The organism is Kribbella sp. VKM Ac-2566 (genome assembly GCF_004366005.1).
GTDB classification, from domain to species: Bacteria; Actinomycetota; Actinomycetes; order Propionibacteriales; family Kribbellaceae; genus Kribbella; species Kribbella pratensis.
In genome coordinates, this window is the sequence record NZ_SODT01000015.1 from 255,009 (window position 1) to 278,057 (window position 23,049).

General features: G+C 68.6%; 18 protein-coding genes. 7 read left to right on the top strand and 11 right to left on the bottom strand.

The genetic code is table 11. The annotated features are described in order from the left end of the window. Window positions 1-2 precede the first annotated feature (2 nt). Genes EV647_RS38320 through EV647_RS38340 form a run of 5 tightly spaced genes read right to left on the bottom strand, consistent with a single transcriptional unit; the run spans window position 3 to window position 6,087 of the window. On the bottom strand, window positions 3-2,474 hold the full coding sequence (locus EV647_RS38320) for a GH116 family glycosyl-hydrolase (RefSeq protein ID WP_134011977.1): 2,472 nt from the start codon (window positions 2,472-2,474) through the stop codon (window positions 3-5). After that, a complete protein-coding gene (locus EV647_RS38325) occupies window positions 2,458-3,123 on the bottom strand; it encodes a hypothetical protein (protein ID WP_134011979.1) in 666 nt (221 codons plus the stop codon). Before EV647_RS38325 ends, EV647_RS38320 begins: the two co-directional genes overlap by 17 nt. After that, window positions 3,120-3,932 carry a carbohydrate ABC transporter permease gene (locus EV647_RS38330; protein ID WP_238175351.1) on the bottom strand — a complete coding sequence of 271 codons (813 nt, stop codon included), beginning with the start codon at window positions 3,930-3,932 and terminating at the stop codon, window positions 3,120-3,122. The genes EV647_RS38325 and EV647_RS38330 overlap by 4 nt, the downstream gene beginning before the upstream one ends. Beyond that, entirely contained in the window at window positions 3,929-4,759 is an 831-nt protein-coding gene (locus EV647_RS38335; protein ID WP_238177603.1) for a carbohydrate ABC transporter permease, read from the bottom strand. The genes EV647_RS38330 and EV647_RS38335 overlap by 4 nt, the downstream gene beginning before the upstream one ends. A gap of 32 nt (window positions 4,760-4,791) precedes the next feature. Then, entirely contained in the window at window positions 4,792-6,087 is a 1,296-nt protein-coding gene (locus EV647_RS38340) for an extracellular solute-binding protein (protein WP_134011983.1), read from the bottom strand. Between the two features lie 331 nt (window positions 6,088-6,418). On the opposite strand from EV647_RS38340, the gene EV647_RS38345 reads away from it, so the two are divergent. Together EV647_RS38345 and EV647_RS38350 are read left to right on the top strand one after the other, a co-directional pair. Beyond that, window positions 6,419-7,630: a hypothetical protein gene (locus EV647_RS38345; RefSeq protein ID WP_202876461.1), complete on the top strand. Its 1,212-nt coding sequence runs from the start codon at window positions 6,419-6,421 to the stop codon at window positions 7,628-7,630. A gap of 281 nt (window positions 7,631-7,911) precedes the next feature. Beyond that, on the top strand, window positions 7,912-10,767 hold the full coding sequence (locus EV647_RS38350; protein WP_238177604.1) for a M36 family metallopeptidase: 2,856 nt from the start codon (window positions 7,912-7,914) through the stop codon (window positions 10,765-10,767). 458 nt (window positions 10,768-11,225) lie between these two features. Here the strand turns inward: EV647_RS38350 and EV647_RS38355 are convergent, their stop codons facing one another. The 4 genes from EV647_RS38355 to EV647_RS38370 all read right to left on the bottom strand — a co-directional run bounded on the left by EV647_RS38355 (window position 11,226) and on the right by EV647_RS38370 (window position 16,863). Further along, window positions 11,226-11,723: a grhN gene (locus EV647_RS38355; protein WP_134011990.1), complete on the bottom strand. Its 498-nt coding sequence runs from the start codon at window positions 11,721-11,723 to the stop codon at window positions 11,226-11,228. Between the two features lie 27 nt (window positions 11,724-11,750). After that, window positions 11,751-12,755 carry a methyltransferase gene (locus EV647_RS38360; protein WP_134011992.1) on the bottom strand — a complete coding sequence of 335 codons (1,005 nt, stop codon included), beginning with the start codon at window positions 12,753-12,755 and terminating at the stop codon, window positions 11,751-11,753. Window positions 12,756-12,803: 48 nt separating this feature from the next. Further along, window positions 12,804-15,680 carry an AAA family ATPase gene (locus EV647_RS38365; RefSeq protein ID WP_134011994.1) on the bottom strand — a complete coding sequence of 959 codons (2,877 nt, stop codon included), beginning with the start codon at window positions 15,678-15,680 and terminating at the stop codon, window positions 12,804-12,806. A 172-nt stretch (window positions 15,681-15,852) separates the two neighbouring features. After that, window positions 15,853-16,863, bottom strand: a complete 1,011-nt coding sequence (locus EV647_RS38370) for a LacI family DNA-binding transcriptional regulator (protein WP_134011996.1) — start codon at window positions 16,861-16,863, stop codon at window positions 15,853-15,855. Window positions 16,864-16,979: 116 nt separating this feature from the next. Here EV647_RS38370 and EV647_RS38375 point away from each other — a divergent pair, with 116 nt between their 5' ends. After that, the gene (locus EV647_RS38375) at window positions 16,980-17,882 is read left to right on the top strand and encodes an amidohydrolase family protein (protein ID WP_134011998.1); all 903 of its coding nucleotides are present in this window, start codon (window positions 16,980-16,982) and stop codon (window positions 17,880-17,882) included. Next, window positions 17,879-18,439 (top strand): cysteine dioxygenase family protein, encoded by a 561-nt coding sequence (locus EV647_RS38380; protein WP_134012000.1) that lies wholly within the window; start codon window positions 17,879-17,881, stop codon window positions 18,437-18,439. Before EV647_RS38375 ends, EV647_RS38380 begins: the two co-directional genes overlap by 4 nt. Before the next feature lie 74 nt (window positions 18,440-18,513). Here the strand turns inward: EV647_RS38380 and EV647_RS38385 are convergent, their stop codons facing one another. Next, a complete protein-coding gene (locus EV647_RS38385) occupies window positions 18,514-19,608 on the bottom strand; it encodes a TIGR03118 family protein (protein WP_134012002.1) in 1,095 nt (364 codons plus the stop codon). Between the two features lie 126 nt (window positions 19,609-19,734). Between EV647_RS38385 and EV647_RS38390 the strand changes: the two genes are divergently transcribed. Then, window positions 19,735-20,541, top strand: coding sequence for a PhzF family phenazine biosynthesis protein (locus EV647_RS38390; protein WP_134012004.1), 807 nt, complete (start codon window positions 19,735-19,737; stop codon window positions 20,539-20,541). Here the strand turns inward: EV647_RS38390 and EV647_RS38395 are convergent. Then, window positions 20,538-21,161, bottom strand: coding sequence for a hypothetical protein (locus EV647_RS38395; protein ID WP_134012006.1), 624 nt, complete (start codon window positions 21,159-21,161; stop codon window positions 20,538-20,540). The two genes, EV647_RS38390 and EV647_RS38395, sit on opposite strands and share 4 nt — an antisense overlap. A gap of 136 nt (window positions 21,162-21,297) precedes the next feature. On the opposite strand from EV647_RS38395, the gene kdpF reads away from it, so the two are divergent. Beyond that, window positions 21,298-21,387 (top strand): K(+)-transporting ATPase subunit F, encoded by a 90-nt coding sequence (gene kdpF / locus EV647_RS38400; protein WP_130388079.1) that lies wholly within the window; start codon window positions 21,298-21,300, stop codon window positions 21,385-21,387. Beyond that, window positions 21,387-23,048 carry a potassium-transporting ATPase subunit KdpA gene (gene kdpA / locus EV647_RS38405; RefSeq protein WP_134012008.1) on the top strand — a complete coding sequence of 554 codons (1,662 nt, stop codon included), beginning with the start codon at window positions 21,387-21,389 and terminating at the stop codon, window positions 23,046-23,048. Before kdpF ends, kdpA begins: the two co-directional genes overlap by 1 nt. Window position 23,049 lies beyond the last annotated feature (1 nt).

Below are 23,049 nucleotides of genomic sequence, written 5' to 3' on the forward strand. Positions count from 1 at the left end.
TGTCAGGTTGTTGCGATCACGAAGGGTTTTCCGGGGTGGATCGGGGCGTCGATCGAGTAGGTGGTGCCGTCGACCGTGATGGCTCGGAGGTCGAGATGGCCGGCTTTGCAGGTGATGGTGAGGGTGGTGCCGTCGTGGGTGGCGATGGCCCAGCCGGTGTTGGTGGTGAAGGGGAAGCGCCAGGTGTTGCCTGATCGGGCCGGGGGGAGGGGCGCGAAGGTGATGGTCTTGGTGATCGCGTTGTGGCGGTAGCCGGTGAGGGCTTCGAGGACGGACCAGCCCGCGGCGTTGCGGATGTAGTGGTCGCCGCACTCGATCGGGTTGAACGGGTTGCGGCGGGTTCCGTCGTACCTGGTCCAGAGGCCTTGCAGGATGGACAAGCCCTCGGCGGTGAGGCCTTCGTAGAGGCAGTGGGCGGCGACCTGGTACTCCGAGCCGGTCCAGACCTCGTCGCAGTACCGCGTGGGGATGTCGGGGCGGCCGCCGCGTGGCCAGGTGCACATGAGGAGTCCGGTGTCGTCGCCGTCGGCGAAGACGCGGTAGGGGTGGTCGAAGTCGCGGAAACCGGTCCGCAGGTTGTGCCGTACGACGTTGCGCAGCGCCGTACGCACGTGGTCCTCCGGGAGCAGGTAACCGAGGTCCAGCTGGTGCGCCCACCACTGCCCGATCAGCTGGTCGGCCAGGCAGCCGTCACCCCACTGGAAGTCACGGGTCTCGTCCGGGTCCAGGATCTGCCGGTAGTACTCGCCTGTGAAGAGCAGTTCGTCGTACGCCGTGCTGCCCATGTCGAACAGGCTGCGGTACTCCTTGGCGTCCTCACCGAGCAATAGCGCCATCTCCTCCGCCGCACGCAGTGCCGCGAGCCACAGCGTGCCCATGAACGAGTTGACACCGCACAGGTCGATGTCGTGCGTACTGGGCTGGATGCCACGCAGTACGCCGTCCCGCAGCCACTTGCCGTGGATGTGGTCGAGTAGGCGCACCACCTGAGGCCAACGTCGACCCAACCAGTCCAGACCGGCGCCCTGCCGTACCTCTCTATATGTCTTGAGTACCGCGCCCAGCATCCCGTCCAGGGCCGGCTCTTCCGGTCCACCGATCACCACGTCCCACAGTTGCTTCACGTAGAGCGGTGCGCGGACCCGGTGCGGGATGTACCCCTCCGGCGCCTGCATGACGTTGTACTCCGTGTCGCGCATGTTCTGCTCCAGCGCCGGGAAGAGGCGCGACAGCGTCTGCTCGTAGTTCCACACGTGCGTGCAGTTGAGCGGACACGAGCCGCCGTACCGGCCGCCCCACATCGCGGTGGACGCGCCGAGGACGCCTTCGAATCCGAGTACGTCGCCGTCCGCGGTCTGGAAGACGGTTGGACTCCGTACGTCGGCCGCTAGCGCTGCTAGCCGTGCACCGGCCTCGCCGGGCAGGCTGCTCTCCTCGAACGCCTCCGTCCAGGCGGTCGTCAGTGTTTCCAGTTCGGACCAGTGCTCGATGAAGTGGTCGGCCGCGGCGACGGCGTCCGGCGTACGACGGGTGTACGCGTTGCCGAGCCAGAAGCGGGTGTGACCGTACTCCGGGTGCGGTCCGAACTGGTTGAAGTCGACATATCGGTTCGGGAAGTGCCACGCGATCACGAACCGGACCGTGGCGGTCTCACCTGGTCGGAGGTTGAACGGCACCGCCAGGCCGCCGTTCCAGGTGGTGCCCGGAGCGCTGGCACCGCTCGCCTGGTGTACGGGGCCGTTGAGGAAGGCAACGAATTCGTCCGGACGGGACCATTGCGGGTGAGTGAACGCGTCAGAGTCGGTCGCGAGTACCAGCTGCCCGGAACCGTGGTGATCGAGAGGAAGCGTGGTGTTTTCGAGGACGAGCGAGGTCCAGCCGGCGCCGCGGCGGGTGCGGTTCGTGTTGCCGCCGTACAGGCTGCAGGACACGCCGTCGACCGGGGTGACGCCGTCCCAGCCGACCGAGTTCTGGAGCGCGCTTGCGAGCTTGCCGTGGATGGCGATGTCACCCGGGTTGTGCAGCGTGAACGTGAACCCGACGACAGGCTGCGAGCTGGCGGCCGCGTCCGACGGCACCAACGGGTTGAACACGTCCAGGCTGATCTCGATCGGCAGCTCCGTCTCGTACACCACACGGGCGCGGGGATAGGTAGCGGTCACCTTCGTCGTACCGATCGACGGGATGACCTCGTGCAGTCGTTGCTCGCCAGCCGGTACGACGTCATCGGTGACCAGCGGGGTGTCGGTGGGGTCCAGCGGCAGGCCTTGGAGGAGGCGGATCTCGTCGAGCGGCGGCTCGATCCGGGAGAGGCGGATCGCGAAGAAGCTGTCCGGCACATGTCCTTCGTGGTTGCCGATGTTGTGCAGCTGCCATTGCCGCAGCGCACCGTTGCCGGCCAGCGCGACGGTGCCGGTGCCGAGACCTCCCAACGGCAGTGCGAAGTGTCGAAGGTTCTCACCGGTGTAGTGCATGTTTCTCCGTCCCATAAGAAGTCCAGGTGCCGGCAGAGGCGAACAACGCCACCGGACCGGGGGCGAGCAAGAGTAGTGAGGCGGTAACCGAGGTCCCGAGGAGCAGGGCGACGAAAACGAGTGCGAGTACGCCGAGTGGGACCAGCGGAGCGCGGGCGACCAGATGGAGTGCGGTGAACCAGAGTGTCTTGCCGCGCAGTCCTGAGGTGATACGCAGGCTGAACGCGTAGCAGGAGGCCAGTAGTAGCAGCACGCCGGCACAGCCGCTGACTGCCAGGGGGAGGGCGTAGAGCGGTCCGGCGTACAGCTGCCAGTTCAGTAGAGCGAGCGCGATCACTACTGCCGGAACCACACCCACCTCCAGCCCGGCTAGTGCGTGCCTGCGGAGGTTCTTCAGCAGCAAGGGTACGCCGCCGCGGTCTTCTCGGACTACTGCATCCATGGTGGCGACGACGGCTGCCCAAACCGGGGCGATGGCGAATGCGGCTAGGAGAACGCTGAGTGGTGACAGCCCTGGACTGAGTAGTACTACAACGGCCGAGGCTGCGCAGACGAGGGCTCCGGCCGTGGCCAGCAGAGGGAGCTCGTGCCAGAGCGCCTTGAGCGCGGTCGGGAGATGGTCGTGCGTGGCGCCGGGGTGGTTGGTCATGCGCGCAAGCCTGTGGACGCGATGGAGGCGATGAACGAGCGCTGGAAGATCAGGAACAGGACGAGGATCGGTAGCACCACCAGGGTGATCGCGGCGAACAGTACGACGGCCGGACCGCCGCCGACCGCTCCCTGCAACGACACCAGCCCCACGGGAAGCGTCATCTTCTCCGGCGACGACAGGAAGATGTACGGCCAGAAGAAGTTGTTCCAGGACGCCTCGAAGACGAAGATCCCGAGTGCCGTGAGCCCCGGTCGCGCGAGCGGCAGAATCACCCGGAACAGGATCCAGAAATGCCCGGCGCCGTCCATGATCGCCGCCTCGTCCAGCTCCCGCGGGATCGACGAGATGTACTGCCGCAGGAAGAAGATCCCGAACACGTTCACCAACGCGGGCAACCAGATCGCCACCGTCGTGTCCACCAGATGCAACCAGCGCATCATGATGAAGATCGGGACGACGGTCAGCTGCACCGGAACAACCAGCGCTGCCAGCAGAACCGAGAAGATCTGGTCCCGCCCCGGGAACCGCAGCCGGTTGAACGCGTACGCCGCCAGCGCGCTCGTCAGCAATGCGCCGGCCGTCGTGATCACCGCGATCTGCAGACTGTTCCATGCCATCTGAGCGAACGGGATCAGGTCCGGCACCTGCTGGAAGTTCTGCAGCGTCGGCGGTCGCGGAATCCACCGCGGCGGCAACTGGAACGCGTCGATCGGCTCCGACAACGCGTTCACGACCAGCCACACCAGCGGCGTGATCATCACCACCCCGCCGAGCACCAGCACGAGGTCGAGCAGCTTGCCCCTCACTGGTGCACCCACCTCCGGCTCAGGCGGAACTGCAGGCCGGTGACGACCATGATCACGACGAACAGGACGAGCGACAGCGCCGCGGCGTACCCGACCTCGAAGGACTGGAAGCCCTTTTCGTAGGTGTACTGCACGATGCTCCGGGTCGCCCCGTCCGGGCCGCCCTGGGTCATGATCACCATCGGGTCGAAGATCTGGAACGCGCCGATGAATGTGATCACGGTCGCGAAGAAGATCGTCGGCGACATCACCGGCAGCGTCACGCTCCAGAACCGCCACCACGCGTTCGCGCCGTCCACCCGCGCCGCCTCGTGCAGCTGCGCCGGCACGGTCTGCAGCCCGGCCAGCAGGATGATGAACGTGTACCCGATCGTGTGCCACCAGTCGACCACGATCAGCGTCGGCAACGCGAGCGTCGGCGAGGCGAGCCAGTTCGTCGTCGCCGAGAGGTAGTAGTTCGCCAGCCCGAACGCCGGATCCAGGACGTACTTCCAGATCAGCGCGACCGCGGCCCAGGACACCAGGAACGGGAAGAAATAGGCGGTTCTGACGAAGTACTTCGTTCCGCGCGTCATCGTCCGGTGTACGCCGAGCGCGAGCAGCATCCCGATCCCGATATGGGTGACCACCGACGCGAGCGCGAAGACGAAGGTGTTGATCACGGCGCGCACGGTGGCGCCGTCGGTGACGAGTTGCCTGAAGTTGTCCAGGCCCGCGAATTCCGGCGTACTCAGCAAATCCCAGTGGAACAAGCTGAGCGCGAAGGCGGCGACCAGAGGCCCGGCGACGAAGACGACGAAGAGCAGGATGGCTGGGCTGATGAACAAGTAGCCCGGCAGCCAGTCACGACGTTGGGGTTTCAGACCAATTCCTCCAGCGTGGTCTGGGCCTTGCCGAGTGCGTCGGCCGGTGCGGCGTTGCCGGTCAGCACCTGCTTCCAGCCGTCCTCGATCGCCTTCTGTACGGCGGCGCCCTTGTCCGGCGACGGGATCGGGGTCGCGTAGCTGAGCGCCTGGTAGAGGTACTCCGTACCCTTCGGCGCGTCGGTGAGGAACGACTGGCTGTTCGCGATCGACTTCCGCGCCGGGACGATGGTGCCGCCGAGCTGGGCGAACGTCGACGAGCCTTCCTTCGAGATCAGGAACTTGATGAACGTCCAGGCGTCGTCCTTCTTCTTCGACGCCTTCAGGATCGGGTACCCGTTCCAGCCGACCGGCGAGCCCTGCTGCACCTTCACAGGCCAGGGCACGATGCCCATCTTCGCCGTCGCCTTCAGGTTCCGGATGCTGATGATCGGCCAGCGGCCACCGCCGAACATCGCGAGCTTGCCCTGCGCGGCCGCGGTGAACGCGTCGAACGTGCCGCCGGGCGGCGGCGACAACTTGTCCGCAACCAGCTTTCGGTTGAATTCAGCGGCCTCGATCACGCGAGGGTCGTCGTACGTCGGCGTCGACCAGTCCTCGGAGAAACTGCTGGTCCCGTTGGTGAGCAGCCACGGCATGATCGCCGCGAAGTACGCCGAGTCGGCGGCGTACCCGAAGGCGCCGGTCTTGGTCTTGATCTGCTCGCACGCGTGCCGGAAGTCGTCCCACGTCCATTTCGCGGTCGGCTCGGGTACGCCGGCCTTCGCGAACAGGTCCTTCGAGTACCACATGCACATCGTGTTGAACTCGCCCGGCAGGTAGTACGTCTTGCCGTCGGTGGACGCATACTTCTTGTCCCACTCGATCAGGTTCGGGTCCATGTCGCCGTAGTACTCGTCGATCGTCGACTGGTCCTTCTTGATGTAGTCGTCGAGCGGCGCGAGCAGGCCTTTGGACGCGAACAGCCGCTGGCCCTCGGTGGCGATCTGGATGACATCCGGCACCTGGCCGCCGGCGATCCGGGTGGAGAGCTTGTTGAAGAAGTCGCCCCAGTTCGACAGTGGGATGCCCTCGGCCTTGAGCTTGATCTCCGGGTGCTGCTCGGTGAACTTCGCGAACAGCTTGTTCCAGGTCGCCTGCTGCTCGGCCGTGCCCATGTAGACGAACGACAGCTCCTTGGTGGATGCACCGCCCCCACTACCCCCGCCTCCGCAGGCGGCCAGCGATGCGGCGAGCGCCGTACCGCCACTGGCCTGGAGGAAACGTCGTCTGCTGAGCAGGGCTTGGTCCATGACGAAACCTCCAGCGAGGGAAATCGATTTCTCAGAGATTCCGGCAGCATAGTCCCGAGAGCTGAAACCGTGTCAAGAGTCGGCGCTCCGGAAACTCAGGGGGAAACCTTCATCGGCCCGCGCCCCCTCGTGACGCCGCGATCACGCGAGAATTCCGGTCCAGCCGGGGCGGTTGTCACGGGGTCACCCATGACATTTGTCAGCGGTCCGATCGCTGGCTTCCGGTGCTCCGGCGGACGCACGATGCGATCACCCCCAAATCAAGCCGGCCTCCGCCCACCGGCCCGACGGGACCATCCGCGGAGGCCTGCCCCAACCTCGAGGAGTCCAGTTGAGGCAACGGATTCTCGTCTCCGCCCTGAGTGCCGGCGCACTTGCCGTCGTCGGACTGACCACAGCGGTGTCGAGCGCATCGGGAGCCGTCGCGGCGCCCACCCCCTACACGGCCGGGAAGCATGCCGCCAAGGTCTGCTCGGCAGCTACGGCCGCGCACACCGCGGCCTGCATGGCGGTCAAGCTGGTGAACGACAAGGGTGTCGCGCCCGCGTCCACCGCACCACCGGCGACCGGTCTCACCCCGACCGGCCTGCGCGACGCGTACAAGCTGAACGGTCTCAGCGCCGGCGGCCGGACGGTCGCGATCGTCGACGCCTACGGTTACCCGAACCTGGAGCGCGACCTCGGCGTCTATCGCTCACAGTTCGGCCTGTCGGCATGTACGACGGCCAACGGCTGCCTGAAAATCATCAACCAGAGCGGCGGGACGACACTTCCGCGGTTCAACGTCGGCTGGGCCGGTGAGCAGGCGCTCGACGTCGACGCGGTGTCGGCGGCCGCGCCGGACGCGAAGATCGTCGTCGTCCAGGCGAACTCGGCGAGCTTCGCCGACCTCGGCGCCGCGGTCGTGACGGCGTCCAAGCAGCCGGGAGTCGTTGCCATCTCCAACAGTTACGGCGGTGGCGACGCGTCCGACGCGACGTACGGCAGTTACTACAACCACCCGGGTATCGCGGTCACCGCCTCCACCGGTGACAACGGTTACCAGGGCGGTAGTTACCCGGCGTCCTCGTCGTACACGACTGCTGTCGGCGGTACGTCGTTGGTTGCTGCTAGCAACACTCGCGGTTGGAGCGAGAGCGTCTGGGACGGCGCCGGCTCGGGCTGCTCGACGTACAACACGGCTCTGAGCGCCGCGTCGTCGTTCGACACCGGTTGCTCGAAGCGTGCGATGGCCGACGTGTCCGCGGCGGCCGACCCGTCCAAGGGCGGCATGGCGATCTACTACCCGACGAGCAAGACAGCGTCGACCTGGGCGCAGTTCGGCGGTACGAGTGAGGCCGCGCCGATCATCGCGGCGGTCTACGCGCTGTCGGGCAACACCGCCGGGTACGCCAACGCGTTGCCGTACGCCCACCCGGGCTCGCTGTTCGACGTGACGAGTGGCAGCAACGGCACCTGCCCGACAACCCAGTGGTGCAACGCCCGCACTGGTTGGGACGGTCCGACCGGCCTCGGTACGCCGAACGGCGCCGCGGCGTTCTGACCCCTTTGAGACACCGTTAGTGACCGGTCTGTCGCTACGTGCAACCTTCCGGTCACTAACGGTACTGTTCCGAGCACGAAGGACAACCCTCGACTCCGCGACATTCCGGTGATTTCTCTTCCCCGGACCCTTCGGCAGGCTTAAGGTCGGCCCCCGGGGACGGGTCGTGGAGGGCGACCCGCGAACACGAAACTTGATGGAGATTCGCTGTGACAACATCACGCAGAGGGCGGGGGCTCTTAGCAGTCTCAGCCGTCTCCGCGGCTGCCACCGTGCTGGCCATGACGGCCGGCGGTGGCGCGGACGCTGCTCAGAACTCCGGTGCCGAGGGCAAGAAACCCGCGCAGACCGAACAGAGTGCAGCCAAGGACCGCAAGGGCAACTACGACGCCCGTACGCCGAACGCCCGCACCACCTATGCCCGCGCCGCGAAGGTCGAGGGCAAGGAGACGGCCGCCGCGAAGAAGTTCCGCGACTCGCTCGGCACCCAGGGTGTCGTCGAGGTCGACCCGAACACCGGCACGCCGGCCCAGGTCACCAAGCTCAACGGCTTCCTCACCGGTAAGAGCGCGAAGAAGGCCACGGACGTTGCCCTCGGCTATGTGAAGGCGCACCCGGAGATCTTCAAGCTGTCCGACGCCGACCTCGGCACGCTGAAGCTGCGCAAGGACTACGTCGACGATCTCGGTACCCACCACATCTTCTGGTCGCAGGTCGTCGACGGCGTCGAGGTGTTCGGCAACGGCCTGAAGGCCAACGTCACCAAGCACGGCCAGCTGATCTCGGTCATGGGCTCGCCGGTCTCCGGCCTCGCCACCGCCGCGCAGAGCCGGTCCGCCGCCGCGTCGCCGAAGGTCACCGCCGCGGGCGCCCGCAGCGCCGCGATCCAGGACGCCGGTGGTACGACGAAGTCCGCGACCGCGACCACGTCCGGCGTGAACACCAAGTGGAGCAACGGCGACACCGCCAAGCAGGTGTGGTTCCACACCGCCGACGGGCTCCGCAAGGGCTGGTTGACCTACACCAACTCCGGTGGCACCAAGATCTACAGCCACGTCGTCGACGCCCAGACCGGTGCCACGCTGTACCGCAAGGACCTGGTCAGCGAGGGCAACGGCGACGCCCTCGTGCAGGACAACTACCCGGGCGCCGCGAAGGGCGGCACGCAGCGGGTCGAGAACCTGATCTACAACAAATGGCTGCCGAAGAACGCCAAGACCCTCCTTGAAGGTACGTCGGTCGCCGCCTTCGCGGACGTCAACGACGACAACCAGCCGAACGCCGGCGAGACGGTCAAGGTGCCCGGCACCAAGACCGGCGCCGAGTACAAGCTGACCACCTTCCAGAACGCGTCCTCGTTCTGCTCGGCCTCGTTCATCTGCACCTGGGACCCGGCGAAGCCGGACTCCTGGAAGACGAACCTGAACCAGGACGTCACCAACGCGTTCTACCTGGCCAGCAACTTCCACGACTGGCTGGCGAAGGCGCCGATCAGCTTCACCCCGGCGGCCGGCTCGTTCGACGCCGCGGGCGGCGACCCGGTGCACCTGAACGCCCTCGACGGCGCCGCCACCGGTGCGGACGGCGGACCCGACGCCAACCACGACGACAACGCGAACATGTCGACGCCGCCGGACGGCACCTCGCCGACCATGCAGATGTACCTGTGGCACTCGCCGGGCAAGTCCGACGCGCAGGAGCCGTGGGTCCCGGCCAGCGGCGCCAACGACGCCAGCATCCTCTACCACGAGTACACACACGGTCTGTCGAACCGCCTGGTCGTCGACGCCACCGGCAACTCGACCCTGAACAGCATCCAGGGCGGCTCGATGGGCGAGGCGTGGAGCGACTTCTACGCGATGGACTACCTGGTCTCGCACGGCCTGGAGAAGGACACCACCGCTGCGGGTGAGGTCCTCGAGGGCAAGTACGTCGCGCACGGCGAGCTGTTCCGCACCCAGGCGATCGACTGCCGCGTGAAGGCCGTGAGCCCGAACTGCGTCAAGGCGAACGGTGCCAAGGGCGGCTACACGTACGGCGACTTCCCGACCATCGGATCCCGCGGGCCGGAGGTGCACTCGTCCGGCGAGGTCTGGGCCCAGACCCTGTGGGACCTGCGTGAGCGGTTCGGTCGCGCCTACGCGATGAGCATCATCACCCGCGCGATGGAGCTGTCGCCGGCCGACCCGACGATGCTCGACATGCGCAACGCGATCGTCCAGGCCGATCTGGTCGCCAGCGGCGGCAAGAACGCGGACATCATCTGGACCGTGTTCGCCAACCGCGGCATGGGCTGGTACGCCGGTGTCGTCGACGGCGGCGACGCCTACCCGGCGGAGGACTTCCACAAGCCGCCGACAGGTGCGACCACCTCGCTGACCGGCACCGTGAAGGACAAGGACACCGGTGCCCCGGTGGCCGGCGCGCTCGTGTACGTCGGCGGTCACTCGTCCGGCTACGCCGGTGACTACGCGGGCTCGACCGACGCGACCGGCAAGTACACGATCACCGGCGTTGCGCCGGGTACCTACCCGAAGGTCGTCGTCTCCGCTCCGGGCTACGAGCTGCTCGTCCAGCCCGTCAAGGTCAGCGCCGGCGCTCAGGCGAACTTCGTACCGCGCCGCAACTGGGCCGCCTCCTCCGGCGGCGGGTCTGTCGTCGGCTTCAACGGTCCGGACTACAGCGACTTCGGTTGCGGCCCGGGCGGTGCGATCGACAACGCGCAGGGCACCGGCTGGGGCAGCACCACCGGCGACAACAACGGCACGCCGACGGGCACGATGGTCCCGAAGCACGTCGACATCAAGCTGCCGGAGAAGGTCAACATCAGCTCCTTCAACGTCGACCCGTCGGCCACCTGCGGTGACTCGGGCACGGCGTCGACCGGCCAGTACAAGATCGAGACCTCGGCCGACGGCACCACCTGGGCGACCGCTCAGGAGGGTACCTTCACCACCGCCAACCAGGGCAAGTACAACCTGCTCACCCCGAGCGGCAACGCGACCGGCGTCCAGTACGTCCGCTTCTGGATGCTCAGCCCGCAGGTCCCGGACTTCTCCACCACCTGCCCCGGCAGCACCACCAGCGGCTGCAGCTTCACCGACATGACCGAACTCCAGGTCTTCGGCACCAAGTAACCCAGCACCCCCGCAACAACGCAGTACCTCCCCCGAGAAGGCCGGCCGAGCACCAGCTCGACCGGCCTTCCGGCATTCCCCCTCCACCCCGCTCGCTACCAACCCCGCCAACCCACCGCACTGCGCATCCACCGACCCACCCGCCCTGCGCATCCACCGACCCACCCGCCCTACGTATCCACCGACCCACCCGCCCTACGAACCCACCAGCACCGCCCACCGACCCGCACCGTGCACCCACCGCCACGGGGTAGCTCACGCGAGGGGATATCTCCTGCTGTGATGGGTTCTCTGCTGGTGTAGGAGGGGAGAACCCAGAACGCGCGGGGATATCTGCTCGTGTGTCGGTTGGCTGGCGCGGGCATGCGGGTGGGTACGCGGCTGAGCGCCGGCCGCCGCGATCTCGGGCATTAGGCGAGGCCGCTTGTCACGGCCATGTCGTCAGGAGCCTTTGCCGGTCATTCCTCGAGGGCCGCGGGCTCCAGCTCGAGGCGGATTGCGCACCTGCCCAGGGCCGGAGCTAGTGCGGCGAGCTCTGCGGCGGTCGGCTCGTGCCCCTTCGGACTGCGGATCCCCATCCGCTGCGCCGAGCCACCGCTGTCCAGCGACTTGCGGACGGCCGCACCCATCTCGTCCGGGGTGAGGCGCACCAGCGTGCCGTGGGTGTGGTGCGCCCGGCCTCGGTAGGTCACGGTTACGGGCGTGCGAGGCATGAAATTGTGCCGCCACGGCGCCTCGGTGAAGGCCATGAAGACTCCGTCCACGCGGTTCAGGTTGACGGGGACCCGGATGGTACGGCCCGAGCGCCGGCCCTGGAACTCCAGCAACATGACGCCGTCCATTCGCCTGCCGAGCGGTGAGGCGAGCAGCGGCCGCATCACGTGGTTCATCGTCCGCAGCACCCAGCGTGGGGGCGGTGGCACCAGGCGGACACCGGTCGCAGATTCGGTGGCCATGACTCCTCCTCGAGTCGGTAGGTGTCGTCAGATCGCCACGGCCTCGAGCACCCGCATGGCGCTCGGGGTGTCGATGACGGTGGTGGTGCGGAACCCGGCGTCGCCGAGGAGTGCGCCGAGTTGCGCCGGCGTACGCTCCCGGCCGCCGGTGAGCGCCAGCATGATCACGTCGAGGGTGGCCGCGCGGGGGTCGTCGACGTCGTCGTCGCGGATGCCCTCGACGATCAGCACGGTCGCGCCGGGCGAGGCCGCGCTGCGGATCGCGCGCAGGATCGCGGTCGCCTCGGCGTCGTCCCAGTCGTGGATGATTTCCATCAGTACGTAGCAGTCGGCACGCGGCAAGGGGTCCACGAAGAAGTCGCCGCGGTGGTAGCCGAGGCCCGGGCCGGGCTCCGGCAACGAGTCCACCACTCCGGGCAGCTCGAACAGAATGCCCCGCGCACCCGGAGCCGCCTCGAGGACGGCCCGTAGCAGGTGACCGCGTCCGCCTCCGATGTCCGCGACCGTGGCGAACGGCTGGAAGTCGTAGGCGGACACCACGGCGCCGATATCGGCCTGCGCCTTCGCCTCCATGGCCCGGTTGAAGGTCTCGGCCGCTTCCGGATTGGACCGCAGATAGGTCCACAGGCCGCCCGGGGAGACGCTCTCGATCGCCGGCGCGCCGGTCGCGAGCGTGTGAGTGAGCCGGGCGAAGGTCTGGTCGAAGACCGGCAGGCCCATCATCTGCGCGAAGGCGCGCATCGACCTGGGGTGGTCGGAGCGGAGCAGCGCGGAGGCGTCGTTATGGCTGTACGTCGACCCGCGGCGCGTGAAGACGCCGTAGCTGACCAGCAGCCTGAGCACACGGTCGAGAGAGTCGGGATCCACCGCGCAACGCTCGGCCAGCGCGGCGACGTCGATCTCGCCTTCGACCTGGTCGGCCACCCCGAGCTCGGCGACCAGGTGCAGGCAACGCGCCGGTATGGCGGCGTTGATCAGGGACCGTACGGTCTCGTGGACGGGCGTGGCAGCGGAAGCGGTGTCGGTGGTCATGACCGCACCGTAGGGGCACCTTCCCGTCCGCGGGATCCGTGGATCCACTCAGGCGTGGTACGCAACCCGATGCGCGGCCCAGGCGGCCACCTGCGCACGGTTGGTCAGCCCCAGCTTGGCCAGCACGCTCCGCACGTGCTGCTCGACGGTGCGCTCCGAAAGCACCAGGCGCGCCGCGATTTCGCGGTTGGTCAGCCCTTCCGCCACCAGCCGTGCCACCTCGGTCTCTCGCGGCGACAGTGCGACGACGCCGGCGAGCCGGTCCACCTCGGCCTGGACCGCCGCGGCAGTCGCGACGTACGGCGTCATACCGAGCCGGCGCGCTGTCGGAGCCGCCACACCGAGTAGGACACCCGCCCGGGTCAGGTCGCCGTGACCGCGCCGGTCGGCCAGCACGGCGGCGAGGCGGATCTGGGCCTCCACCCGGAAGCCTGCGGCGCCGGCGCGCGCACAGTGGGCATCGGCCTGCTCGAGGTCGGCTACGGCCTCGTCCAAGAGTCCGAGCCGGTGCGCGGCCACGCCGAGCCACAGCTCGACCGGTCCGAAGTAGCAGATCTGGGCAATGCCACTCACGACATGGTGGCCGCGATGGGCGGCGAGACGATCGCGCAAGTAGGACAGGTCTCCGGCGTCGCCGAGAACGTCCGACACCGCGATACCGAAAGCGTCGACGAGCAGCACCACGTGCGGCGGCGGACGCCAGGACTCGACCGAACCCGACGCGCGATAGAGCCGTTCTGCCTCTCCGAGCTCGCCCGCCGTCGCGTGGGCGTGCGCGGCGGCCACGTGGGCAATCAGCCCGAAGCGACGCAGGACCTCCGGGTCGCCCGACATCATCGCGCTGGCGTCCATCGACCGCCGCTCCGGTCCGACGTGGCGGCCGACCACGGGCAGCAGTCCCGACCTGAGTACGAGGGTCGACGCCAGGCCCCGCGCCTTCATGAGTTCGTAGGCCGTGTCCTCGAGCCGCACCGCGTCGGCGTACCGGCCCTGCGCCTGCGCCAGGACCGCACGGCACCTCGCTACCTCGAAGCGGGCGGTGAGCCAGCCGAGCGATGAGGCGCACCGGGCCAGGGCGTCGACCTCGTCTGCCACCCGCTGGAGGTCGCCGCGCTCGCTCGACGCATCGATCTGCCACAGGCGAGCCGCCAGCTCGGTGGGCGGGTCGCCGTCCCGCGCAGCCAGCTCGAGCATCCGCGCGGCCAGGATCTCCCGCTCCGCCAGTCCGCCGGGGCCGGCGCAGACGATCCGGCGGGCCGCCATCGCCGCACCCAGCGCCGCCGCGTCGTCGCAGGCCGTCGCGATGGCGAGCGCTTCGTCGCTCTCGGGGGCGACCCTCTCGAGGTCGCTGCCGAACATGTGGGTGTCCACCACCCGGGCGAGGAGCCGCGCCCGCATCGACGTGGGCTCCGAGCCGAGCGCGGCCAGGGCCTCCTTGCACAGCCTCCGGGTTACGACTTCGAAGCCCGGCGCGCTCGCAGTCACCTCCATGACGAGCGCCGCCTCGGCCAGGAGGTCTGCCCGCCCGAGCTCGCGGGCGACGTCCGCGGCGTCCAGGCAGGCCTGGAGCCGCCCGGCGAGGTTCCCCGCAAGGTGGTCGGCGCGCCCGACCAGCAGTAGCAGACGAACCCGGTCGACGGGCGCCAGCTCGGCCTCCGCCAGGGCGAGTGCACGACGCAGCAGCAGCGCCGCGTCCTCGAACGCCAGCTGGCCCATCGCCCGCACGGCGGCGCGTTCGAGCCAAACTGCGGCGACCAGGCGGTCGTCCCCGACGACCGCCGCCTCGGCGCGATGGTGGGCGATGTCGCCCACGTGGGCACCAGGGCTCGCGCCCACGCGTGCTTCCAGTGCTTCGGCCGCCGCCCGGTGGAGCGCGCCGCGCGTCCGCATCGGTAGCGCGTCGAGCACGGCGTCCCGCACGATCGCGTGGTCGAATCGCCACCGCCCGGCGTCGTCCGCAGGCTGGAGCAGCGCGGCGTCCTGTGCCTCACCGAGCAGCCGCACAACCTCTGTCGGGTCGGCGTCGGCCAGTCTGGCGAGTTCCGGAACCGACACCTCCGCACCCAGGACGGCCGCTGCCCGGACCACCTCCGCTGCGGCGGGTGCCAGGCTGCGCAGGCGCTCGGCGATCGCCGCCCGCAACGCGGTGGTCACCGGTACCCGACCCGGATCCGGTCCGGCAGCAAGCGCGCGGCCTACCTCCCCCACAAAGAACGGGTTGCCGCCGGTCGAGGCACGGACCCGCTCGACCAGGGCATCGTCGACGGCCCGTCTGGTGATCCCGACGAGGCGCCGGCGCACCGCCGTACAGTCCAGTCCGCCGAGTGCCAGGTCTGTGGCCGCCGGCTCGCTCAGCAGGGTGCCAAGGACGTCGATCTCCTGGCCTCCTGCCTGTCGGCGCGAATTGACCAGCAGCAGCAGCCGCTCGTCCTGCAGCGCTTTCACCACGTGCTGGAGCAGTCGAAGGCTGGCCTCGTCGGCCCAGTGCATGTCATCGAGCACCAGCAACAGAGACGACCGCCGGGCCACCTCCCGTATCAGCCGCGCGATGCCGTCGAAGAGCCGGAACCGGTCTTCAGGAGTCGTCCCCAGCTGGGGACGGCCGGTGTCGCGCAGACCCGACAGCTGGGCCTGCAGGCCGCGTTCCCGCGCCAGCTCCTCCAGACCGACGACCTCGTCGATTTCGCGCAGTGCCTGCCACCAGCACCAGTACGGCGGAGCCCCGGAGGCCTCGAGTGCTGCACCGAAACCGGTCAGGAACCCTTCCTCGCGGGCGCGCGCCACCAACTCCCGGGCCAGTCGGGTCTTGCCGACGCCGGGCTCGCCGCGACAGATGACGAGCTGTGGCCGGCCCGTCCCAGCGGCGTCGAGGCAGGCCGACAGGGTGGCGAGCTCTCGGTCCCTCCCGACAAGGCCGTCTGTCATGATCACCCCCCCGGCGATCCACCAATTGCCTCCAGTGCACCACAGCAGGCTGGGCGGCCGCGAGGACCGAGGCGCACGCCGACGTCCGGATCATGGACAAGGGGCAGTAAGTACAGTGGATTAGTCTAGTTTCGAGCGCGTGGAACCTGTCGCGTATCAGCCGCCGCTTCGCCTACTTGCTGGGCGGGGCGGCGACCGAGCCGCGTTCGATCAGGGTCGGGGTGAGCGTGGTCCGGCGGACCCGGCGGTTGGTGTCGACGGCGGACGTGACGCGGGAGACGACGTGGCTGACCAGGTCGTCGAGCGGCCAGTGGAAGGTCGAGAGCGGCGGCGTGAGCAGCTGGGACATCGGCTGGTCGTCGTACCCGAGCAGCGACAGGTCGTCCGGGATGCGCAGGCCGAGCTCTCGGCCGGCGGCGTACACCCCGAAGGCCATCGAGTCGGCCAGCGCGAGGATGCCGGTCGGGCGCGCGGTGCCGGAGAGCAGCGTCCGGGCGACGGCGGTCGCGCCGGCCAGGTCGTGCGGGCATTGCAGCAGGCGGATCTTCAGGCCGAGATCGGTGGCCACCCGCTGCGCGATCTCCTCGGCGGAGCGCTCGACTTCGAGGCGGCGGGTCGGACTCAGTACGGCGATGTCGCGGTGGCCGGCGTCCGACAGGCGACGCAGCGCCGTACTCACGCCGGACTCGTTGTCGAGGATCACCTCGGACTTCGCCTTCGCGCCGGGCAGCGCGTCGCCGATCGCGATCACCGGCGCCTGCTGGGCGATCTTGGCCCAGCCCTTCGCGGCCGGGTCGATCGGGATCACCACGATCGCGTCGGCGCGGTGGTCGACCAGGTGCTGGGCGAGCTCGAGTTGGCGGTCGGCGTCGCCGGCCGAGTCGATGATCCAGGCGTTCCGGTCCGGGGCCAGGAGTTCGCGGCCGAGCGCGGCCGCGACGCGTTGCTGCCAGAGATCCTCGAGCGAGGCACAGAGCACGCCGATGGAGCCGCTGCGGCCGGAGGCGAGCGCGCGAGCGACCGGATCGGCCTGGTAGCCGAGGCGGTCGGCGGCGTCCTGGACCCGCTGCCGGGTCTCGGGCGTGCCGTGCAGACCGCGCAGCGCGTACGACACGGCGGCCATCGAGAGCCCGGTCTCGGCGGCGATGTCCTTGAGGGTCGGCCTCCGGCTGGTTCCGGACATGTCCATGACCCTAGCCGTCGCCGTGGACAGAAACTTGACAGACCGCCCTTTGAAGCGCTTCACTCTAATCATCCTGAAGCGCTTCAATTTGATCAAACAGGCGAGGGGAGGGGCCGATGATCGACGTCCATCAGCATCTCTGGCCGGAAGCGTTCGTCGACCGGCTCCGGGCCCGCCGCGAGCCGCCGTACCTCGACGGCTGGACGCTGCACACCACGTGCGAAGCGCCGTACGACGTGGATCCGGCGGCGCACGAGCTCGGCAAGCGGGTCGCGCTGGAGGAGGACTCCGGTACGACGCTGGCCGCGGTGTCGCTGTCGAGTCCGCTCGGCGTCGAGGAACTCGGGGACGCGGAGCTGCTCGCCGCCTGGCACGACGGGGCGGCGGAGTTCCCGAAGCCGTTCCGCGCGTGGGCTTCCGTTGATCTGCTCGATCCTGATGTTGCCGGGCTGGAATCCCTTCTGAACAAGGGATTCCTAGGTCTGCAACTGCCGGCTCATGTGCTTGCTGAACCCGCCGGCTGGGAGGCGCAGGCGGAGTTGCTGCGGGTCGCCGAGTGGGCGGGCAGGCCGATCCTGGTGCACCCCGGTACGGCGCGACCGACCGATGCGCCGGGGTGGTGGGCGCCGGTCGTCGACTACACGACACAGTTGCAGGCGGCCTGGTGGGCGTGGCATGCCTTCGGCGGGCGACGCTCGTACCCTGATCTTCGCCTGTGCTTCGTTGCTGCCGCCGGTCTTGCGCCCGTGCACCACGAGCGGCTGACCGCGCGCGGCGGCCGGCTCGGCACCATCGACCCGAACCTGTACGTCGACACGTCGAGCTACGGCCCGCAAGGGATCGACGCAGTCGCGCGGGTACTCGGCATCGACCAGGTCGTCCACGGCACCGACCGGCCGTACGCCGACAGCATCGAACTCCGCCAGGGCGACGCCGCGACCGCGGTGATCCGCCACGACAATCCACACCGGCTGCTGTTCGGCACCGGTACAGCTACTCCTGAGAGGGGAGTGCAATGACTGCTCAGCCAATCGACGTACCCAACGTCCCGGCGCGCCAGGCCAGCCGGCTCGTGGAGCTCAACAACTGTCTGTCGCTGGACGACCTTCCGGGCCGCGACCTGACACCCGCGGAGCTGTCCGAGCTGGCCGCGTCGATCGCGGCGCAGCCGCACCTGTGGGAGGACCAGGTCGCGTACAGCGACGAGGAGCGGGTCTTCGCTTCACTCCACCGGGACGCGAACGTCGACGTCTGGCTGATCTGCTGGACGCCCGTGAACGACACCGGCTGGCACGATCACGACGTCTCGTCCGGCGCGGTGGCCGTTGCCCGCGGCAAGCTTGTCGAGCACAATCTCGCGATCGGTACCGAGTCGATCGAGACCGAGGTGGAGGCGGGTGACGTCTACGGCTTCGGCCCCGACCACATCCACCGCCTCACCGGCCTCGACAAGGGCAGCGTCACCGTCCACGCCTACAGCCCGCCCCTGTGGCGCATGGGCCAGTACTCGGTCAAGGACGGCGTACTCCGCCGGGTCTCCGTCTCGTACGCCGACGAGCTCCGCCCCATCGACTGACCCCGAGACGGCCCGGGTTGGGGAGGGTTTTGTACCCGGAACGGCACGAAACCCTCCCCAACTCCGGTGAGAAGTTACGGTTTGCGGAGTTGGCCGAGGAGGCCGTGGGTTTCGTTGGCGGGGCCGGCGGAGAACCAGAGGACATCGGTGCCGCCTGTGGTGGGTGTGCCCGGGATGAGGGCCCAGAGGCCTTCGACGGCGAGAGGTTCGCCGGTGGTGGCGCGGACCTGGCCGGTGAGCTTGAAGCGGTTGTGGGACCTGGGTTCGAGAATGTTGATCCGCCCGTCGCCGAAGTTGCCGACCAGGAGCGTGCCGGCCGGCGCCCCCCAGGCGGCAGGGGCGAGAGCGAGAGCCCACGGGGCGTTCAGCGTGCTGCGCGACGCGACCCGGGTGACCAGCTTGCCGTCGGTCGTGAACTCGTCGACGAAGCCGAGGCCTTGTCCGCGAGTCGCGCGGCCGGTCTTGGGGTCCGGCTTGGCGTAGGTGACGAAGATCCGCCCGCCCAGCGTCTGCACGTTGTACGGCGCGTAGCCGCGAGGCAGTGAGAAGTCCCGGAACGACCACCACGGTAGCTGCACCGGCTGGAACGCCCCGTCGAACACGTCGATCCGCCCGCGGGCGAAGTCGGCCGCGAACAACCGGTCCGGCGTCGCGGCGATCGCCAGCCCGGTGTAGACGGCGCCTGGCGTGGTCGCCTTGATGTCGGCCGGCCCGAGCAGCGGGTTGATCGTCGGGTTCCAGGCCGCGATCTGCCCGGTCAGGGTCGCGAAGATGAACCGGGCCGGGGCGCTCGCGGTCGCGTTGCTGACCACGAACGAGGTGCTCGCGTTGGACACCTGCCCGGTCGGCAGCGGCACCGTGACGCGGACGGTCGGAACCTTCGTCACGGTGGCCGAACCCGGCGCGGACGAGTACAGCGTGGACGTCGACGTACCTTGGTTCGAGACCCACAGCGGGGTCGTCGCGCCCAGCGACAGCCCCCACGGATTCACCAGATCCGGATCCTGGAGCACGGCCTTCCCGGGCTCGTCGGAAACCAGATTGACCTGCTGTACGGCGAGGGCTTGCGACGAACCGTGTGCGTCGGCGGTCGCCGGAGCGACCAGGGCAAGGCTGCCGACGAGTGCGGTCGCAACTGCGAGTGGACGGCCCTTCGAGCGGAACGACATGTCACTTTCCTGTCGGTCGGGATGCGGGACACCCTCGATACGGCCCGTTCCGCGGAGCGGTTCAATGGCCACTCGGACGGAAAGTGGTTATGGAACGCGGACCGGCGCAGTGGTTAGCGTCGAGGCATGAGGATCCGCGTGGTTGATGCGTTCGCTGACCGAGCCTTCACCGGGAATCCGGCGGGCGTCTGTGTGCTCGAAGCCGGTGACTGGCCGGACGAGGGCTGGATGCGAGCCGTGGCAGCCGAGATGAAGCACGCGGAGACCGCGTTCGTCCGGCCGTCGGCGGGCGCCGAGGCCGAGTGGGACCTGCGGTGGTTCACACCGACGAAGGAAGTGGTGCTCTGCGGGCACGCGACACTGGCGACTGCCCATGTACTCGCGGCGGACGGAAAGGTGTCCGGGAAGGCGTCGTTCGCGACGCTGAGCGGGGTGCTGGTGGCCGACGTTGCGGACGACGGGATCACTCTGGACTTTCCGCTCAACCGGCCGATCGAGGTTCCGGTTCCGGACGGGCTCGGCGACGCGCTGGCGGTGGAGCCGGCGGAGGTCTATGTCACCGGCGAACTCCGTGACCTGCTGGTCGTCGTCCGCGACGAGGCGACGGTGCGCGCGGTAGCGCCGGACTACGACGCGATCGCCGCGATCACGCAGCGGGAGAATCTTCGCGGCGTGATCGTGACGGCGCAGGGTACGACGTACGACTTCGTCTCGCGGTTCTTCGCGCCGGCGAGCGGGATCCCGGAGGATCCGGTGACGGGGAGCGCACACACGAGCCTCGCGCCGTACTGGGCCGAGCGCCTCGGGCGGGACGAGCTGGTGGGTTACCAGGCGTCCGCCCGAGGCGGTGTCGTCCAGGTCGTGCCGGCCGGCGACCGCGTCTACCTGAAGGGCCAGGCGGTCACGGTGCTGGACGGGGAGTTGCTCGTCTAGGCCCAGGTCTCGGCGTGGGTGGCGACGCCGTTCGGGGCGATGAGTTCGGTGACGACATCCTCGGCGTCCGCGTCGAGCGGCTCGAAGGGCGGCTCGGGTACGACGTACGCGCGGGCGCCGGCCACCATCTCGATACCGGGCAGCTCGAACCACGCCTCGCCGACCTCACGGCTGATCTCGTAGATCGCCTGCTCGGCGGAGTCGACCGGCTCGCGGTCGCCGGACTCGTCCAGTTCGGCCGGGTGCCGCTCCTGCGCGGCGCGTCCGGCCTCGAGCAGCGCGTCGAGGTCGAACACGCGCAGGTCGAACCGCGACACCACGCTGATCACCTGGTCCTGCTCGGCCTCTTCGTCCTCCTCGTCGTCGACTGCGTCGTCCAGCAGCAACGGCGACGTACCGGTGTGCTCGAAGACCGCGTCGTTCCAGTCCTCGACCACGCCTTCGAGCGCCGCGTTGTGCTCGAACAGCGTGGTGTGATCCTCGTCGCCCGTCATCGCGAGCAGGGCGTCGGTGTGCGCCTGGAGCCGTTCGGCGAGCTTGCGGCTCGCTTCGGCGAGGGCGGTCCGGGTCTCCGCGGAGAAGAACTGCTCGGCGGGGGCGGTGGTGTCCAGTTCAGTCACGTACGTGTACTTCCCTCATCTGTCGGTGGGAATGCCAGGCGTAAGTATGTGAGAAGCCTGTGAGAGCTGCGTCGGCGGGTGTGAGAGCCCTGCGAGAACCCTCCTGACGGGGCAGCAAGCGGTGTGCAGTGAAGGCATGAACGCGGAGAACATCGCCGGCCTGGTCGTGGCCGCTGCTCTGGTCCTCTATCTGATCGCCGCCCTGGTCTTTCCCGAGAGGTTCTGATGTCCGACACTGCGGCCGGCTTGTTGCAGGTCGGCCTTCTCCTCGCGTGCCTGGCGGCCGTGTACCGCCCGTTCGGCGGGTACCTGGCTCGGGTCTACACGTCCGACAACGACCTGCGGATCGAGCGCGCGACGTACAAACTCCTCGGCGTCGACTCGAAGGCCGATCAGACCTGGGCAGTCTATGCCCGTTCGCTGATCGCGTTCTCCGCGCTCAGCGTCGTCCTGCTGTACCTGCTCCAGCGGTTGCAGCACTGGCTGCCGCTCTCGCTCGGGCTACCGAACGTGGAGTCGGGGCTGGCCTTCAACACCGCCGCGTCGTTCGTGTCGAACACGAACTGGCAGAGTTACGTGCCCGAGGCGGTCATGGGCCATTTGGTCCAGTTCGCCGGTCTCGCGGTGCAGAACTTCCTGTCGGCGGCCGTCGGCATCGTGGTCGCGATCGCCCTGATCCGCGGCTTCTCCCGGTCGACGACGAACCGGCTCGGCAACTTCTGGGTCGACCTGACCCGGACCGTACTGCGAGTACTGCTGCCGATCGCTGTGCTCGGGACCGTGGCGCTGGTTGCGATGGGCGTCGTACAGAACTTCTCCGGCGGTCACGAGATCACCTCGGTGGTCGGCCAGACGCAGACTCTCCCGGGCGGCACCGTCGCCAGCCAGGAGGTCATCAAGGAACTGGGCACCAACGGCGGTGGCTACTACAACGCCAACTCCGCCCACCCGTTCGAGAATCCGAACCCGTTGTCGAACCTGTTCGAGATCTTCCTGCTGCTGGTCATCCCGGTCTGCCTGACCCGGACCTTCGGCCTGATGGTGAAGGACAGGCGGCAGGGGTACGCGATCCTCGGCGTGATGGCGACCATCTGGTCGGCCTTCGTCGTCCTCGCGACGCTCTTCGAGGTCCAGGGCGCGGGTTCCGCGACCCAAGCCGCCGGGGCCGCGATGGAGGGCAAGGAGACACGGTTCGGCGAGTGGGCGTCGGCCCTTTTCGCGGTTTCCACGACGGGTACGTCGACCGGTGCGGTCAACTCGATGCACGACTCGTTCACCCCACTCGGCGGCGGTACGGCGCTGTTCCACATGATGCTCGGCGAAGTGACGCCCGGCGGTACCGGGACCGGGTTGTACGGCATGTTGATCCTGGCCGTGCTCGCGGTCTTCGTCGCGGGCCTGATGGTCGGCCGTACGCCGGAATACCTGAAGAAGAAGATCACCGCGCGCGAGATGAAGCTGGTGTCGCTCTACATCCTGACCACGCCGACCCTGGTCCTCGTCGGGACCTCGATCGCGATGGGCCTGGCGACGGCGCGCGCCTCGATCCTCAACACCGACAGCCCGCACGGCTTCTCGGAGGTGCTGTACGCCTTCACGTCGGCCGGCAACAACAACGGGAGCGCGTTCGCCGGTATCAGCGCGAACACCCCGTTCTACAACACCGCTCTCGGGCTGGTGATGCTCCTCGGCCGGTTCGTGCCGATCGTGTTCGCGCTTGCCCTGGCCGGCTCGCTCGCGCGGCAGCACCCGGTCCCGGTGACCCAGGGCACGCTGCCCACCCACAAGGCCCTGTTCGTCACGATGCTCGTCGGTGTCGTCCTGATCGTGACCGGCCTGACCTACTTCCCCGCACTGACTCTCGGACCCCTCGCGGAGGGACTGTGAC